Source organism: Pseudomonas sp. AC211 (assembly GCF_979258055.1).
In genome coordinates this window covers 2,370,122-2,385,891 of record NZ_OZ409830.1, presented here as the reverse complement: position 1 = coordinate 2,385,891, position 15,770 = coordinate 2,370,122, and the positions used below count along the sequence as shown (strand labels likewise).

12 protein-coding genes, 6 pseudogenes and 1 riboswitch are annotated in these 15,770 nt (G+C 61.6%); of the genes and pseudogenes, 9 read left to right on the top strand and 9 right to left on the bottom strand.

Annotated elements, in window-relative coordinates; translation table 11 throughout:
- Positions 1 to 221: 221 nt before the first annotated feature.
- The 9 genes and pseudogenes from ACZZZP_RS11315 to ACZZZP_RS11275 all read left to right on the top strand — a co-directional run.
- Entirely contained in the window at positions 222 to 932 is a 711-nt protein-coding gene (locus tag ACZZZP_RS11315) for a DUF547 domain-containing protein (RefSeq protein ID WP_463536525.1), read from the top strand.
- A 91-nt stretch (positions 933 to 1,023) separates the two neighbouring features.
- A pseudogene (gene ttcA, locus ACZZZP_RS11310) lies at positions 1,024 to 1,849 on the top strand (tRNA 2-thiocytidine(32) synthetase TtcA).
- Between the two features lie 46 nt (positions 1,850 to 1,895).
- Positions 1,896 to 2,568, top strand: a pseudogene (locus tag ACZZZP_RS11305) (DNA-3-methyladenine glycosylase I).
- A gap of 37 nt (positions 2,569 to 2,605) precedes the next feature.
- Positions 2,606 to 3,363, top strand: a pseudogene (locus ACZZZP_RS11300) (NAD-dependent deacylase).
- Positions 3,364 to 3,430: 67 nt separating this feature from the next.
- Positions 3,431 to 3,512 (top strand): annotated as a pseudogene (locus tag ACZZZP_RS11295) (peptidoglycan endopeptidase); the annotation flags it as partial.
- A gap of 9 nt (positions 3,513 to 3,521) precedes the next feature.
- Positions 3,522 to 4,076 carry a C40 family peptidase gene (locus tag ACZZZP_RS11290; RefSeq protein ID WP_463536948.1) on the top strand — a complete coding sequence of 185 codons (555 nt, stop codon included), beginning with the start codon at positions 3,522 to 3,524 and terminating at the stop codon, positions 4,074 to 4,076.
- Positions 4,077 to 4,225: 149 nt separating this feature from the next.
- Complete coding sequence (locus ACZZZP_RS11285) at positions 4,226 to 4,750, top strand: C40 family peptidase (protein ID WP_463382768.1); 525 nt, start codon at positions 4,226 to 4,228, stop codon at positions 4,748 to 4,750.
- A 50-nt stretch (positions 4,751 to 4,800) separates the two neighbouring features.
- Positions 4,801 to 5,463, top strand: a complete 663-nt coding sequence (locus tag ACZZZP_RS11280) for an O-methyltransferase (protein ID WP_463382767.1) — start codon at positions 4,801 to 4,803, stop codon at positions 5,461 to 5,463.
- Between the two features lie 11 nt (positions 5,464 to 5,474).
- Positions 5,475 to 5,787: pseudogene (locus ACZZZP_RS11275) on the top strand (hypothetical protein); the annotation flags it as partial.
- A 421-nt stretch (positions 5,788 to 6,208) separates the two neighbouring features.
- Here the strand turns inward: ACZZZP_RS11275 and ACZZZP_RS11270 are convergent.
- From ACZZZP_RS11270 to ACZZZP_RS11230, 9 genes and pseudogenes are all read right to left on the bottom strand, one after another.
- Positions 6,209 to 6,859 (bottom strand): response regulator transcription factor, encoded by a 651-nt coding sequence (locus ACZZZP_RS11270; RefSeq protein ID WP_122495978.1) that lies wholly within the window; start codon positions 6,857 to 6,859, stop codon positions 6,209 to 6,211.
- 281 nt (positions 6,860 to 7,140) lie between these two features.
- Positions 7,141 to 8,216 (bottom strand): annotated as a pseudogene (locus ACZZZP_RS11265) (protein-glutamate methylesterase/protein-glutamine glutaminase); the annotation flags it as partial.
- Positions 8,217 to 8,232: 16 nt separating this feature from the next.
- The gene (locus ACZZZP_RS11260) at positions 8,233 to 9,042 is read right to left on the bottom strand and encodes a CheR family methyltransferase (RefSeq protein ID WP_463382764.1); all 810 of its coding nucleotides are present in this window, start codon (positions 9,040 to 9,042) and stop codon (positions 8,233 to 8,235) included.
- Complete coding sequence (locus ACZZZP_RS11255; RefSeq protein WP_463382763.1) at positions 9,042 to 9,548, bottom strand: chemotaxis protein CheW; 507 nt, start codon at positions 9,546 to 9,548, stop codon at positions 9,042 to 9,044. The genes ACZZZP_RS11260 and ACZZZP_RS11255 overlap by 1 nt, the downstream gene beginning before the upstream one ends.
- 18 nt (positions 9,549 to 9,566) lie before the next feature.
- The gene (locus ACZZZP_RS11250) at positions 9,567 to 11,213 is read right to left on the bottom strand and encodes a methyl-accepting chemotaxis protein (protein WP_463536524.1); all 1,647 of its coding nucleotides are present in this window, start codon (positions 11,211 to 11,213) and stop codon (positions 9,567 to 9,569) included.
- 10 nt (positions 11,214 to 11,223) lie between these two features.
- On the bottom strand, positions 11,224 to 13,419 hold the full coding sequence (locus ACZZZP_RS11245; protein WP_463382761.1) for a chemotaxis protein CheA: 2,196 nt from the start codon (positions 13,417 to 13,419) through the stop codon (positions 11,224 to 11,226).
- Positions 13,420 to 13,429: 10 nt separating this feature from the next.
- Complete coding sequence (locus ACZZZP_RS11240) at positions 13,430 to 13,744, bottom strand: STAS domain-containing protein (RefSeq protein ID WP_463382760.1); 315 nt, start codon at positions 13,742 to 13,744, stop codon at positions 13,430 to 13,432.
- 1 nt (position 13,745) lies between these two features.
- Positions 13,746 to 14,111: a response regulator gene (locus ACZZZP_RS11235; RefSeq protein WP_122495991.1), complete on the bottom strand. Its 366-nt coding sequence runs from the start codon at positions 14,109 to 14,111 to the stop codon at positions 13,746 to 13,748.
- Entirely contained in the window at positions 14,083 to 15,165 is a 1,083-nt protein-coding gene (locus ACZZZP_RS11230) for a methyl-accepting chemotaxis protein (protein WP_463536947.1), read from the bottom strand. The genes ACZZZP_RS11235 and ACZZZP_RS11230 overlap by 29 nt, the downstream gene beginning before the upstream one ends.
- Positions 15,166 to 15,390: 225 nt before the next feature.
- A riboswitch (cobalamin riboswitch) is annotated at positions 15,391 to 15,628 on the top strand.
- Positions 15,629 to 15,770: the final 142 nt, after the last annotated feature.

Below are 15,770 nucleotides of genomic sequence, written 5' to 3'. Positions count from 1 at the left end.
CTAGCACAGCGAAAGCACGGGCTTGTGTGGCGGAACTCGCAAGGTTCAGGCCTGTCCCACGCAGCAGACTGCGGCCCGTGAAGCCGTGATGGAGAGTTGCCGTATGCGCCGATTGCGCACCCTGTTTGCTGTCGCTTCCTTGCTGTTTTCTGGCGCCTTGCTTCCCGGTCTGGCCTGCGCTGCGCCATCCGCCGACCCGTGGGAAATCTGGAACGCCAGCGATGAAAGCCGCGCCGCCCATATTGACCACAGCGCCTGGCAGCGAACTGCTGACCCGCTACCTGAAAACCAGCCCAACCGATGGCATCGCGCGCTTCGATTACGCCGGCGTCGACAAGGTGCATCGGCGCCTGCTTGATGTGTATATCGACCAGCTAAGCGACCTCGACCCGCGTCAATTCACCCGCGCCGAGCAGTTCGCCTATTGGGTCAATCTGTACAACGCGCTGGTGACCAAACTGGTGCTGAAGAAATACCCGGTGGATTCCATCACCAGCCTCGGCGCCTGGTACCAGTTCGGCCCGTGGGACAAGAAAGTGGTGGAAGTGGACGGCTACAAGCTCAGTCTCAGCGATATTCAGCACCGCATCCTGCGACCGTTCTGGCGTGATCCTCGGCTGTTTTACGTACTCAGCTCCGCCAGCCTGGGTTCGCCGAACATGCCGTCGTTCACCCTCAGTGCAAAAAATACCGAGCAGCAACTCAGCGACGGCGCACGCGCCTACATCAACAGTCCGCGTGGTGTGTCGTTCAAAGACAAAGAGCTTCGACTTCTCGCGTATCTACGACTGGTATGCCGACGACTTCGGCGGCGAGAAAGGCGTGCGCAAGCACCTGCACTTCAGTATGCCGAGCCGGCTTTGGCGCAGAAGCTTGAGGCCTTTGACGGCGAAGTGCGCTACCGCTTTGACTGGGATTTGAACAAACAGTGACCACCGCGTCGCGTCGTTTGGGGGTAGGGCAAACGTTCCTTTCTGCGTAAAATGCGCGCCTTCGCGTTCAGCACTTCCGGACCTTCGCACCATGGGCACCCTTTCGGTAAATCAAAGCAAACTGCAGAAACGCCTCCGTCGCCAAGCCGGCGAGGCGGTCACCGACTTCAACATGATCGAAGACGGCGACAAGGTGATGGTCTGTCTGTCGGGCGGCAAGGACAGCTACACCATGCTTGATGTGCTGCTGCACCTGCAGAAGGTCGCGCCCATCAAGTTTGAAATCGTCGCGGTGAACATGGACCAGAAGCAGCCGGGCTTTCCCGAGCACGTGCTGCCGCAGTACCTGGAAAGCATCGGCGTGCCGTACCACATCGTCGAGAAAGACACCTACTCGGTGGTGATGGACAAAGTGCCGGAAGGCAAAACCACCTGCTCGCTGTGTTCGCGCCTGCGTCGCGGCACGCTGTATACCTTCGCCGACGAGATCGGTGCCACCAAGATGGCGCTCGGTCACCACCGCGACGACATTCTGGAAACCTTCTTCCTTAATATGTTCTACGGCGGCACGCTCAAAGCCATGCCGCCCAAGCTGCGCGCTGACGACGGCCGGAACGTGGTGATTCGCCCGCTGGCGTATTGCAGCGAGAAAGACATCGAGGCGTACTCCGAGCTGCAAGGCTTCCCGATCATTCCGTGCAACCTGTGCGGCTCGCAGGAAAATCTGCAGCGCAAGGTGGTCAAGGAGATGCTGTTGGAGTGGGAGCGCAAGACGCCGGGGCGTACCGAGATCATGTTCCGCGCCTTACAGAACGTGATGCCGTCGCAATTGGCGGACCGCAAGCTGTTCGACTTTGAGAACCTGCGTATCGACGAGAGCGCCCCCGTCGCGCTTTCTCAATGTGATGAACCTGTAAAAGCGCCGGGCTTCACCAGACTTCGCCTCTATATATAGGAAGCCGGATGCGCGACTACAAATGGCTCAACGAGTACTGTCTGAATCGCTTCGGTTCGCAGGCCAAACTCGAGGCTCAACTGCCGAGCGTCAAAACCCCAGCGCAACTGCGCAAAATCAGTGATGACCGTTATTTGTCCTTGATTGCGTTACAGGGTTTTTCGCGCCGGGCTCAAGCACAGCCTGGTCGACGCCAAATGGCCGGCGTTCGAGCAAGTGTTCTTCAGTTTCGACCCGGAGAAGGTCGTGCTGATGGGCGCTGACCACCTTGAACGGCTGATGCAAGACGCCCGCATCATCCGGCACCTAGGCAAGCTGAAAAGCGTGCCGCGTAACGCGCAGTTCATTCTCGACGTCGCCGAGGAGCGCGGCAGCTTCGGTGCGCTGATTGCCGAGTGGCCGGTGACCGATATCGTTGGGCTGTGGAAATACCTGGCCAAGCACGGCAGCCAAATGGGCGGGCTGTCGGCGCCGCGTTTTCTGCGCATGGCGGGCAAAGACACGTTTATTCCCACCAACGACATGGTCGCCGCGCTGCGTGCGCAGGACATCATCGACAAGGTGCCCACCAGCCTCAAAGACCTCGCCACCGTGCAGACCGCGTTCAATACCTGGCATGAGCAGAGCGGCCGGTCGATGGCGCAGCTGTCGTGGATGCTGGCGCACACCGTGAATCATTGAGTGGATCGCGATGATCGACAACGGGAAGGGCTGCGAGATGGATGCACGGGTGATCGAAGCGTTACAGCGCGCCCAGCGCGTGTTGTTCATCACTGGCGCCGGGTTGTCGGCCGATTCGGGCTTGCCCACCTATCGCGGCCTGGGCGGCCTGTACAACGGGGAGACGGCGGAAGGCATTCCCATCGAAGCCGCGTTATCCGGTTCCATGCTGCAACGTGATCCAGCGCTATGTTGGAAATACCTCGCCGAACTCGGTCGCGCCTGCCTGAATGCCAAACCCAACGCCGGTCACTACACCATCGCCGAGATGCAGAGGCGTTTTCCGGGGTGCTGGGTGCTGACGCAGAACATCGACGGCTATCACCGCCAGGCCGGCTGCGATCCAGAGCGTTTGATCGAAATTCATGGCGAACTGGCGCCACTGTATTGCCAGTCGTGCGGAGCGGTGAGCCAGGAGTTGGCGGCGCACTTGGACAGGCCGTTGCCGCCAAGGTGCGAACAATGTGTGGGCATTCTCCGACCGCCGGTCGTTTTATTCGAGGAGATGCTGCCGGAAAAAGCCATCGAGACGCTCTACCACGAGCTTCGCAAGGGTTTTGACCTGGTTGTGGCGGTGGGCACGACGGCCAGCTTTCCCTACATCGCCGAACCTGTTTTGCGCACGCGTCAGGCGGGGGCTTTACGGTGGAGATAAACCCGCAGGACGGGGCTTTGAGCCCGTATGTGGACGTCCATATTCGCGGGAAAGCTTTAGATGTGTTGCCGATACTACTGAGTCACACTCTGGCCAATTAAATTTGCATATAACCGTTATGGAAGGCATATTCGCGCCTTCATAAATTTTTAGTCCACGGTCGTGCCCATGCTCAAACGCTCTGCACCCCTCGTGCCCCTCGCACTTTCAGTGTTCCTCGTGGCCTGTGCTGGCATGCAGCCAGCCCCAAGTAACTGAAATTCCTCAGCAAACCATCAGCCAGCAATCCATTGCTGATGAAGAATCCGATGACGGCCTCGACCCGTTACCCGACTTTGCTCAGGACCAGCCTTATCAACTCCCGTCTTTCGCCGACAGCATCCTGGCCCACGGCCTGTCGCTGGTAGGCACCCGTTATCGCTTCGGCGGCACCTCGGCCAACACCGGTTTCGATTGCAGTGGCTTCATCGGCTACCTGTTCAAAGAAGAAGCCGGCATGAGCCTGCCGCGCTCCACCCGCGAAATGATCAACCTCGACGCGCCGCTGGTTGCTCGCGGTGATCTGCAGCCGGGCGACCTGCTGTTCTTCAGCACCCACGGTCGCGGTCGTGTCAGCCACGCCGGTATCTACCTGGGTGATGATCAGTTCATTCACTCCAGCAGCAGCAAGAGCGGCGGCGTCCGCGTCGACAGCCTTGACGACAAATACTGGAGCCGCACCTTTATCGAAGCCAAACGCGCGCTGGCGATGGCCTCGGTGAACACCGCTCAAGTCAGCCGCAACCCCGCTGCATCCGTAAGCGCCGGTTGTTAAGCAAAACCCCCGTTAATCGGGGGTTTTGTGTTTTTGGGGTTGGCAGTGGTTTGTAGGGGAGAGCGGCGCCTGCAAAAACGCACCCAGCCCTTGCGCCACGGCCTTCTCAAAGGCAGAGTACGCCGAACCATCTCTGAGCCGCCCCGCTTATGCCTGCTCCGGCCCGTGTCCTGCTCGTTGTACTCGCTGCGCTGCTGTCTGCCTGCGCCAGTTCGCCACCTCCTTCAAAACCCATCGTGTACGCACCACCCAGCGCCACGCAGAGCGATGCGGCGGACGACGTGCTGTTTCGCGCGCTGGGCCTGGTCGGCACGCCGTATCGTTACGGTGGCAACACGCCGGACAGCGGCTTCGATTGCAGCGGCCTGATCGGCTATGTGTACCGCGACGCCGCGGGCATCTCGCTGCCGCGCTCCACCCGCGAAATGGTGAGCATGGGCGCCCCCAGCGTAAAGCGTGAAGCCTTGCAGGCCGGCGATCTGGTGTTCTTCGCCACAGCTGGCGGCGGCAAAGTCAGCCACGCGGGTATCTACGTTGGGGAAGGGCGCTTCGTCCACGCGCCATCCAGCGGCGGAACCGTGCGCCTGGACAGCCTGTCCACCGCCTATTGGCTGAAAAGCTACGTCGACGCCAAGCGCGTTTTGAGCCCAGCCCGCCTGGCGCGCACTCCTTGAGCCACCGGCGCCGCTTTGTTTTTTAGTGACCCCTGCCAAGGACGCACCGCATGACCGCTCGAACACTCGCCCTCGACGACGCGCTCTACCACTACCTGCTCGACGTTTCCCTGCGTGAAACGCCACTGCTCAAACGCCTACGAGAAGAAACGCAGGCGCTGCCCATGGCGCGCTGGCAAGTGGCGCCGGAGCAGGGCCAGTTCCTCGCGCTGCTGGTGAAACTCATCGGCGCCAAGCGTCTGTTGGAAATCGGCACCTTCACCGGCTACAGCGCCCTGAGCATGGCCAGCGCCTTGCCCGAAGACGGCCATCTGCTGTGCTGCGACCTGCCCGGCGACTACAACCACATCGCCCGTCGCTACTGGTTTCAAGCCGAACTGCAAGACCGCATCGAACTGCGCCTGGCGCCGGCGCTGGAAACCTTGGGGCAACTGGAGCGGGAAGGGCGCGGCGAGAGTTACGACCTGATCTTTATCGACGCCGACAAAGCCAACTACCCGGTTTATCTGGAACACGCCCTGGCCCTGGTGCGCACCGGTGGCGTCATTCTGTTCGACAACACCCTGTGGAGCGGCCGCGTGCTCGAAGAATCGCCCGACAGCCCAGACACCCGCGCCATTCAAGCACTGAACCGCCGCCTGAAAACCGACGCCCGTGTCGACCTCTCGCTTCTGCCCATCGGCGACGGTCTGACGCTCTGCCGCAAGCGCTAATCAGCCCCGCGATGCCCGAACCGATCCGCCTTCCGCCCCAGCCCGACCAGTGCGAACTGTGCCAACGCCCCGTGCCGCTCACCCGGCATCACCTGATACCCAAAGCGCTGCACAACAAGCCCTACGTGCAAAAGCAATTCGCCAAAAGCGAACGCATCACCGCCACGCTATGGGTATGCCGGGCGTGCCATAACCAGATTCATCGATTGTTTAGCGAGAAGGAATTGGCGCTGGCCTATAACAGCGCGCGATGCGCTGCTCAGCGATGAGCGTTTGCAGACGTTTGTGAGCTGGCTGGCGACCAAGCCGCCAGGTTTGTGCCCAAGCATTGAGCCAGAAGGCGCAGTTTGTAGGAGCGGCTTCAGCCGCGATGTTTTGATCTGCTGTGGATCTGCCCTTCTGATCTACCTGCCCCATTGTTCGCAGGCCGAGTGGAGTCGTCGCGCAGGCGAGCGCGCGGGTAGGCGCGAAACAAAAGGTTCAGCGCACGCGGTAATGAATCCTCTGCACCGGCTTGAGATTCTGGATTCCCGCCTACGCGGGAATGACGGTGGTGTATGAATAACCTCCGTCATTCCCGCGCAGGCGGGAATCCAGAGTTTCGAGGCGATGTGCGGTAGCGGGTTCGCCACGTCGCAATGGAGTGAATGCCTCGGTCGCTTACCCGGCGAAATGCTTTGGATCCCGAATAGTCGGACCGCGACCCTGCACGGGAATGTCGGAAGTCGGAACGCGGATGCGCTCATCAATCATCCGGATCAACAATCCCTTCGCGCACGGCATACAGCACCAACCCCGCGACATCATGAATATGCAGCCGCTTCATAATCTGCGCCCGGTGCGCCTCCACGGTCTTAACGCTCAACCCCAACCCTTCGGCAATCAGGCGCGTGCTCACGCCCCGGCTAATCAAACGCAGAATTTCGATCTGCCGCTCAGTCAGGCTTTGCGTGACCGGTAGCGGGCGTTGTGAGCGTGCCAAGGCGCGTTCCAGAACGGGCTCGGCAATGGATGAACTCAGGTAACGCTGACCCCGCCCAACGGCGTTCAGCGCCTCGTGCAGCTCATCAATCGCGGCGTCTTTTAGCAGGTAACCGCGTGCGCCTTTTTCCAGGGCAGACACCACCACCTCGGCGTCGGCGTGCATCGACAGCATTAGCACGCGCGAGTCGGGTGCGGCGGTGGCTAGCTCTCGCAGGGCTTCCAGGCCGCTGACGCCCTGCATCGAGACGTCGAGCAAGATGATGTCCGGGTGCAACGCACGGGCCATGTCGACGGTTTGTCGTCCGTCCTGCGCTTCGCCGACCACCTCGTAGCCTGGCAGGGTTTCGATCATGGCCCGCACGCCAACGCGGATCAGCGCGTGATCGTCGGCCAGCAACAGACGACACGTCATAGCGGCACGCTGCGGCAGCGGCGATGGTGGCAACCGTGTTGCCAGAGATAAAGGGAGTTGAAACGGCGATTACGCATTGCTTGGACTCCTGTCTCAAACTGCGCCGCACGGGCGCAAGGCGAGGCTCGACACGGCCGCGCTTATAAGCAATGAGTAAGGAGTGTAGCGAAGGTTCGGCCAATTTGATGGGCAAGTGGCCATCATTGTGCACGGCAAAGTGCCTGCAAGCCGTCTGCGTTGGGCACCGCAGCGTTCGTCGGATTAAGCGCTAAGGCCCCCGTGCGCGCGTATTGGATGATGACCTTAGGCAAATTGCCGAGTGATTCAGTGCTTTGCGCCGCGTCCATGCGCAAGGCTTCTTTGGGCATGCCGAATACCACAGCTGGCTTCGTCCTGCGCCACGGTGCGCGCGCCGGCCTCGCGCATGGTCAAGCAGGCCACGGGCGCCGTCGTCGCCCATGCCGGTCATGATGATGCCCAGGGCGTTGTGGCCGGCGTGTTTGGCTACCGAGCGAAACAACACGTCGACTGACGGTTTGTGCCGGTTCACCGGTGGCCCATCAATCACTTCCACAAAGTACTGCGCGCCGCTGCGTTTGAGCTGCATGTGTTTGCCACCCGGCGCCACGAGGGCCAGGCCGGGGCGCACGCGGTCCATGTGTTTGGCTTCGCGCACGTCGATGGCGCAGAGGCTGTCGAGGCGCTGGGCAAAGGCGGCGGTGAATTTCTCGGGCATGTGCTGAACGATGACGATGCCGGGGCAGCCGGCCGGCAATTGTCGCAGCACCACTTCCAGGGCCTGGGTGCCGCCTGTGGATGTGCCGAGTGCTACCACACGATCGGTGGTGGTCAGCGACGGCTTTTCTGCATGCGGCTCCGGCTGGGCAGCAGCGCTCACCGTTTTTGCGACAGACGCCGCTGGTGTTGCCTTTGGCATGGCGCGTGGGCTGCTGCGGGCGGCCATTTCAATCTGACGGATCAGATCGCCGGATATCTGCTGCAAGCTGTCTTTAAGCCCGAGCCTGGCTTTGGTGAACACGCCTACAGCGCCTGCCGCCAGGGCGTCGAGGGTGATGGCGGCGCCGGCTTCGGTGAGTGTCGAGCAGATAATTGATGGCGTCGGCCGCTCTGCCATGATTTTGCGCAGGAACGTGATGCCGTCCATGCGCGGCATTTCCACGTCCAGCACCAGAACGTCGGGCCACTGTTTCTGCATTTTTTCCAGTGCAAACAGCGGGTCGGCGGCCTGGCCAATCACGTCGATGGTGGGGTGACTGTGCAAGCAGGCGGTGAGCACCTGACGCACCAGCGCCGAGTCATCGACGATAAATACTTTGATCCGCGCGTTATGGGGCATCGGCTGGTTCCGTTTCTTAAAGGCGTTCAAACACCGAAGGGCGCAGGGTTCGCAGCGGCAAGTCGAAACCGTGCAGGCTTTCGGCGTGGCCGATAAACAGCAAGCCGCCAGGGTGCAGGCGCTCGACCAAGCGTTGCGTAATGGCGCGCTTTTCGTCCTGGGCGAAGTAGATCAACACGTTGCGCAGGAAAATCACGTCGAACGGGCCGACACCGGCGGGAATCGGGCGCATCAGGTTGACCTCGGCGAAGTTCACCCGGTGGCGCAGTTCCTGGTTCATGCGAAACAGACCCTCGCTGTCTTCCACACCGCGCAAACAGTGGCGTTTCAGCCAGCCTGCGGGAAAGTTGTCGGCCTGGTCGAGCGGGTAGGTGCCCCGGCGAGCGGTTTCCAGAACGCGGCGGCTGAGGTCGCTGGCGAAAATCGACCAGTCGCGGCTGCGCGAGTGCTCGGCGGCGACCATGGCCATGGTGAAGGCTTCCTGGCCCGATGAGCTGGCCGCACTCCACATATGCACCGGCTTGCGCTGCCGGCCCAGCCACTCGCCCAGTACCTCAAAGTGCTGCGGCTCGCGGAAAAAGTAGGTTTCGTTGGTGGTCAACAGGTCGATCACCAGACGCCGTTCTTCCTGTTCGTTGGGGTCGTTGATCAGCTGCATATAGGCGCCGTAATTCGGCACCCCGCGTTCGCGCAGCCGGCTCATCAGACGGCCTGCCATCAGCGTGCGCTTCTGTTCGGCCATACGGATGCCGGAAGCCTGCAGCATCATCTGCTGCAGGCTGCGGAAGTCGCTGTCACTGAGTTTCGGCAGGTTAGAGGTGGGCATCAACTGGCCTGGCGAGCGAGGCTCAACTGGCGGATGTCGTCGAGCGACAACACCCGTCGCACGTCCAGCACAATGGTGAAACCACGCTCGTCGCGGGCCATGCCGGCAATGAAGTCGGTGTTGATACCCGCGCCAAATGGCGGTGGCGGTTCAACGGTGGTGCCGTCGATATCCAGCACGGCGTCCACGGCGTCTACCACCAAACCGATGCGCTGCTCTTGGTCGTCCAAGTGCAGTTCGATGATGACAATGCAGGTGCGCTTGTTGGCCACGCTCAGTGGCATGCCAAAGCGCGCCGCCAGGTCGAGCACCGGCACCACGTTGCCGCGCAGGTTGATCACACCGTGAATAAAGCTCGGCATCATCGGCACCGTAGTGATCTGCCCGTATTCGATAATCTCGCGCACCAGCTCGATCGGCAGCGCATAGCGCGCGTCACGAACCCGGAACGACAGGTGCTGCACGCTATCGGGCGTGGCGGCAACACTGGCTTGTAAGTGAGGCATGGCGTGGCGTCCCGGGGCTTAGTTGAAATTCACGAACTGGCCTTCATCCACCAGTCCTTGGCCGGGCTTGCGCGGCTCTTGGCGACGCAGCTCGCGCACGTTGCTCGGCCCGCGCGGTTGGCTCGGTTTATGGCTGGCGGCAGCGGCGAAGTTGTCGAGACGGAAGTAGCCGATCAATTCCTGCAGCTGGCTGGCCTGGGCGTTCATTTCCTCGGCGGTGGCCGCCAGCTCTTCCGAGGCGGAGGCGTTTTGCTGGGTGATCTGGTTCATCTGGCCCATGGCGATATTGATCTGCCCGGCGCCGCTGGATTGCTCCTGCGACGCGGCGGTGATCTCTTGCACCAGGTCCGAGGTTTTTTGAATGTTCGGCACAATTTCGTCGAGCAGTTTGCCGGCCTGTTCGGCGAGGCTGACGCTGTTGCTCGCCACGCCGCCGATTTCCTGCGCGGCCACCTGGCTGCGCTCTGCCAGTTTGCGCACCTCGGCAGCGACGACGGCGAAGCCTTTGCCATGGTCGCCAGCACGGGCAGCCTCGATGGCGGCGTTCAGCGCCAGCAGGTTGGTCTGGTAGGCGATGTCATCGATGATGCCGATTTTGGCCGCGATCTGTTTCATCGCCTGCACCATCTCGCGCACAGCCTGACCACCTTGTACGGCGTCGTTCGCCGCCTTGCCGGCAATGCCGTCGGTGATTTGTGCGCTTTCGGTGTTCTGTGCAATCGAGGCAGACATCTGTTCAACCGACGCAGTGGTTTCTTCCACGCTGGCCGCTTGTTCGGTGGCGGCCTGGCTCAGCGACATGGAGGTGGCGCTGACTTCTTCCGAAGCCGACGACAACGAATCGGCGGCGCTGCGCACATCGCCCATCACGGTGCGCAGGCGTTCGGTCATGTGCTGCATGGAGGCTAGCAACTTGCCGGTTTCGTCTTTGCTGTCCGAGGTGATGCTTACGCTCAAGTCGCCCTCGGCCAGGCTGTTGGCCACGTCGACCGCACGGTTCAGCGGGCGGGTGATGCTGCGGGTGACCAAAATGCCAATGGCGAAGCCCAGGGCGGCGGCGATCAGAATCAGCACGATCATTTGCGTACGAGAGCCTTCGTAAATCGTGGTGATGGTGTCGTTAGCTTCCCCGGCGCGGTGTTTTTTCTGCTCAACGAGTGCGGCAATCGTTTCGTCGGCGGCGTTGCTCTGGGCGCGCAGCTCAGGCAGCAGGGCGATCACATCGCTGGCCTCGGCGAAGCGGCCGCTGGCTTTGTTGATGTCGAGAATACGCAGCGCGGTTTGCTCGTAGGTATTCAGCTCTTTGGTCAGGGTGGCCAACTGCGCCAGCGACTCAGGGCTGCTAAAGCTGGGGCGCGCCTTGTCGAGGTTTTCGTGCATGGCTTTAAGCGCCTCGTGCACTTGCGCCATGGTGCGCTCGCGTTCTTCGGCGTTGGTGCTCAGCAAGCTGCTGCGCAGGTGACGGCCCACGTAGGCGAGGTTGAGGTTGGCGGTTTGCATATAGCTCAGGCCGATCATTTCGCGCTGGTACATCTGGTCTGACAGGTCGTTGACCTTGCTCAAATTAATGATGCCCAGGGCGCCCACCACGGCGGTGAGAATCACCACCAGGGTGAAGCCGGCGATCAGGCGAATGCCGATCTTCAAGTTACGGATAGCGTGCATAAAAGGTCTCCTAGGAGCCGGTGAGGTCCGGTCGCGGTTGGTTAGCGCGCGAGTCGGCCTCGACGCTGTGTTGCAGGGTGTTGAACAGACTGGCGATATCCAGGATCAGGGCGATCTGCCCGGAGCCGAGAATGGTGGAGCCGCTGATGCCTTGCAGGTGCTGAAACAGCAGGCCCAGCGGTTTGATAACGGTTTGCAGCTCGCCGTGCAGGTGGTCGACGATCAACCCGGCCTGCTGGCGGCCGAAGTTGACCACCACAATATTGCGGCGGCTGGTGTGGCTGGCGGGCAAGCCAAAGTGCGCGGCCAGGTCGATGCACGGCAGCGGTTTGCCGCGCAGCTCGATGTAGCCGTAGGTGCAGCGCGCCAGTTGGGTGGCATCCAGCTCGATGCATTCGGTGACCAAGTCGAGCGGCACCACCAGATGCTCGTCGCCCAGGCTGACCAGAAAGCCATCGATGATTGCCAGCGTCAGCGGCAACCGAATGCGAAAGGTGGTGCCTTGGCCGAGCACGGAATCGATGTCGATACTGCCGCGCAATGCGTCGATGGCGCTGCGCACAACGTCCATGCCAACGCCACGGCCGGAAAGGTCGGACACCGCATCGGCGGTGGAAAAACCGGCGGCGAAAATCAGCCGTTGAATGTCGTGTTCCGAAAGGTTGGCCTGGGCGTCGATCAAACCGCGGGCGATAGCTTTTTCACGGATGCGCGCGGTGTTCAGGCCATGGCCGTCGTCGCTCACTTCAATCACGATCATGCCCGACTCGTGGTAGGCGTTCAGGCGCAGCAAGCCCTGCGCCGCCTTCCCGGCCGCCGCGCGTTGCTCGGCGTTTTCAATGCCGTGGTCGATGGCATTGCGCACCAAGTGCGTGAGCGGGTCGGCCAGTTGGTCGATCACCGATTTATCCAGCTCGGTGTCGGCGCCGCGAATGTCCAGGCGGATGTCTTTGCCCAGTTGCTGGCTGACGTCGCGCACCACGCGGTGAAAGCGGTTGAAGGTGTCGCCGATTTCGATCATGCGCATTTTCAGCGCCGCTTCACGAATTTGCTCAACGTGCTGATTCACCGTTTGCGCGCTTTCAATGCACTGGGCGTTGCCGTGCTTTTGCGCGTGCAACTGCGCGCCGGCTGCGCTGATAACCAGCTCGCCGACCAGGTTGATCAGCTCGTCGAGCTTGTGCGCGGCCACGCGAATCGGGCTGTCGTTCACACGCTTATCGCGGGAGGCTTTTTGCTTGGCCAATGCCGCGTCTACGGCTTTCGGCGCGACCATGCCCTGGCTCACTAGCACTTCGCCCAGCGCCGGTTTTTCATCGGTGGCGCTGGCTTGCAGGTGCAGCCCGGTTTGCAGTTCGTGTTCGGTGAGCAGGCCGGCCGTGACCAGAATCTGGCCAATGCGCGCGTCGCTTTCCGGCAGTTGCTGAATGAGCTTGAGGTAGTCGTCCAGGACGCTGTCGGGCGGCAAAATGTGCAAGGTGCAGAAGTCGCGGATGAACTCGAACACCTCTTCAATTTCGGTTTTGCTGGCCTCGCTTTGCAGGTCAATTTCCAAACCCAGGTAGCAGCTTTCCGGGTCCAGATCGGCGAGGGCGGGCAGGGTGTCATCGATCAACGCCAAGTGATTGATGTCGCCCAGACGCGCCAGGTAACGCACAAACGAGGCCGGGTCGAAACCGTTGCGCAGCAGGTCGGCGTGAAAGCGCAGGGAAATGTGCCAAGCCGCCGATTTACCGAGCGAGGCCACGACCGGCGCACTGGTTTCAGGTTCGTGGGCAGCCATCACCGGCATGGCGCCGGGTACGGCCTGAGCATGTTCAGCCAGGGTTGCAAGCAGTTGCGCCTGATGCTCTTCATCCACCGGAAGTTCGCCCGTTTGCGCGTCGATCAGCGCCACCATGGATGCGATTTCATCGAGGCAACGCAGCAGTACGGAAATCAGCGCCGGGGTCAGCGTGCCGGCTCCGTCGCGCACGGCCATCAACAGGTTTTCCAGGTGATGGGTAAAGCTCACCAGCGGCGTCAGCGAGAACAAACCCGCCGAGCCTTTGATGGTGTGCATGGCGCGAAACAAGCCGCTCAACGCCTCTTCGTCGGTGGGCGATTGGTCCAGTTGCAGCAAGTATTCTTCGGCCTGCTTGGTCAGCTCGCTGGCTTCTTCGATAAAGCCCAGCAGCAGTTGTGTCCACTGTTCGCCGTTCAGCATGGGGTGGCCCTCAGGCCTGGGCTGCCGACAACGGCAGCAAATGGGAGAGGCGCAACAGGGCAAGCAGCTCGTGTACGGCGGCGGCCGGGTTGCAGGTTTCCAGCACGATGCCCAGCTGTTGCAGCGACTTGTGCAAGGCCAGCAGCAGTTGCACGCCGGCGGTGTCGAGCTCTTCCACCTCGCTCAGGTCCAGGCGCCAGGCGGGCAGGTGCGTGTCGCTGGCGAGCACGGCGGCCAATTCAGTGTGCGCCTGGCTGACTTCATAAATGGTCAGGCTGCCGGCGATGGCCAACTGGCCCGGGGCAGGGTGGCTGAGCTGGAACATGTCAGCTGGCCAACTTGTCGACGGCCGACAACAACTGCGCCGGCTGAAACGGTTTGACGATCCAGGCGCGCGCACCGGCGGCTTGGCCTTCGGCCTTTTTGTTTTGCTCGCTTTCGGTGGTCAGCATGACGATGGGTGTGAACTTGTATTCCGGCCGCGCTTTAAGCGCCTTGACCAGTCCGATGCCGTCGAGGTTAGGCATGTTCACGTCGCTGATGATCAGGTTGACCTTCTGCCCGGTCAGCTTGGCCAGCGCATCGCGGCCGTCGACGGCCTCGATCACTTGGTGGCCGGCCCCGGTGAGGGTCATTTTCACCAGTTGGCGCATGGACGATGAGTCATCGACGATCAGAATGGTTTTGGCCATGGGGCAGGGCTCCGTCAGGGCAAGGAAAAGCGTTAGAAAAGGTGATGTCGTCTTGCGCAGCGCGGCTTTTGCCGGCTGCACGGCGGCCGCCGCGTTCTTCATCGGTGGTGAATTGGCTGCGCAGTTCGCGCAGCCAGCGCTGCGGGTCGCTGATGATCGGGTCTTGGCTTTGCAGGGCGCTTTGCAGGCGCTGGATGTCGCTTTGCAGGTGGTCAAGCATCTGGTCGGAGCGGTCCTGGAACTGCAGGCTGACGACGATTTCCTGAATGTCGCCCTGGGTGACGCGGGTGTCTTGTTGCAGTTCGAGCGAGCTGTGGGTCAGCTCGTCGAGGTTGGCCGACAGGCCTTGCATGATTTCGCCCGCTACCTGATCGAGGTAACGCAGGTTGCTTTCCTCGCTGGCCGACAGCTGATCCGCAGCGCCGACGGTGGACTGGATGGCTTTGTTGATCTCGCCGACTTTTTCCACCATGCGCTGCCCGGTTTCGGCCGACAGGCTGGACAGCTTGCGCACCTCATCGGCGACCACCGAGAAGCCCCGGCCGTATTCGCCGGCACGCGCTGCTTCGATGGCGGCGTTGAGGGCGAGCAGGTTGGTTTGGCTGGCGATGTCTTGCACATGCTTGGACATGCTCTGCAATTCGCTGGCATCGCTGTTCAGGTGGCCGACGGTGGCGAGCAATTGCTTGCGGTTGTCGCTGGCGGCGTGAAAGGCGCTGGTCACTTCGTCGAGGCGCGCGTTGGCGGTGCGCAGGCTGTCGCCGATGCCGTTGTTGCCGAGCACGCTTTCGGAACGGTTGAGGGTTTGTTGCAGGCGGTCGACCAGGCTGGCGAAGCGGTCGAAGAGGGCGCTGACGTTGCTGCCCAGCAATTGGCGCACCTGGCCAAGGTTGTCGTTCCAGGTGGGCAACAGCGCGGTGAGCAGCGGTTGGTTGTCCAGGGTCGGCGCGGTTTCTTCAACGTAAACCGGCTCGGCTGCTGCCGCCTTGCGCGGTCTAACAAACACGCCGGCCAAGGCGGTAACGGCCAGACCGGAGCCGGCCAACCACGGCATGGACACGCCCAGGCCAACCAGGCTGATGACAACTCCAAGGTAAAGCGCGCAATAGGCCAACACGGCAAATTCCCGACCAGGTTCAAGGTGGGCGAACTATAGGCAGCCGCGCACAAGCGAAAAATCGGGGCACCCCCTACAGGCTTTGTAGGGGTTTCCCCCTATACAGAAGTGCGCCGAGTTGGCGCCCCCCGCCGAATTGACGCTCAACCTGCAACCCTCTAACCTGCCACCCTCGCTTCAGGTGCCGCCATTTGGCGGTGAAACAGGGAAGTCGGTCCCGCTTGTTTTGCACGTGTTGCGCGTACAAAAGAAACGGCACAAGCCGACGCTGCCCCCGCAACGGTAATTGAGCTGAACACCGCACTAGCCACTGTGTAGAACACGGGAAGGCGCGCTGTTCTGTTGGCCATCACTGGCCGCGCTCATTAGCCCGGAGACCGGCCTGTCGCAGTACCACGGCATTGCGGAGGGCTTTGTCTGGCGTCGGGTGATTGCCTGCAATCCCTGCGTCTGCCGTTCTCCGCTAGCCTCAACCACGCCAATGAAAAGCCACTGCCGCGCGCTGGGTTTCATGGCCTGGACAATTGATGTTGAAGAGCTGA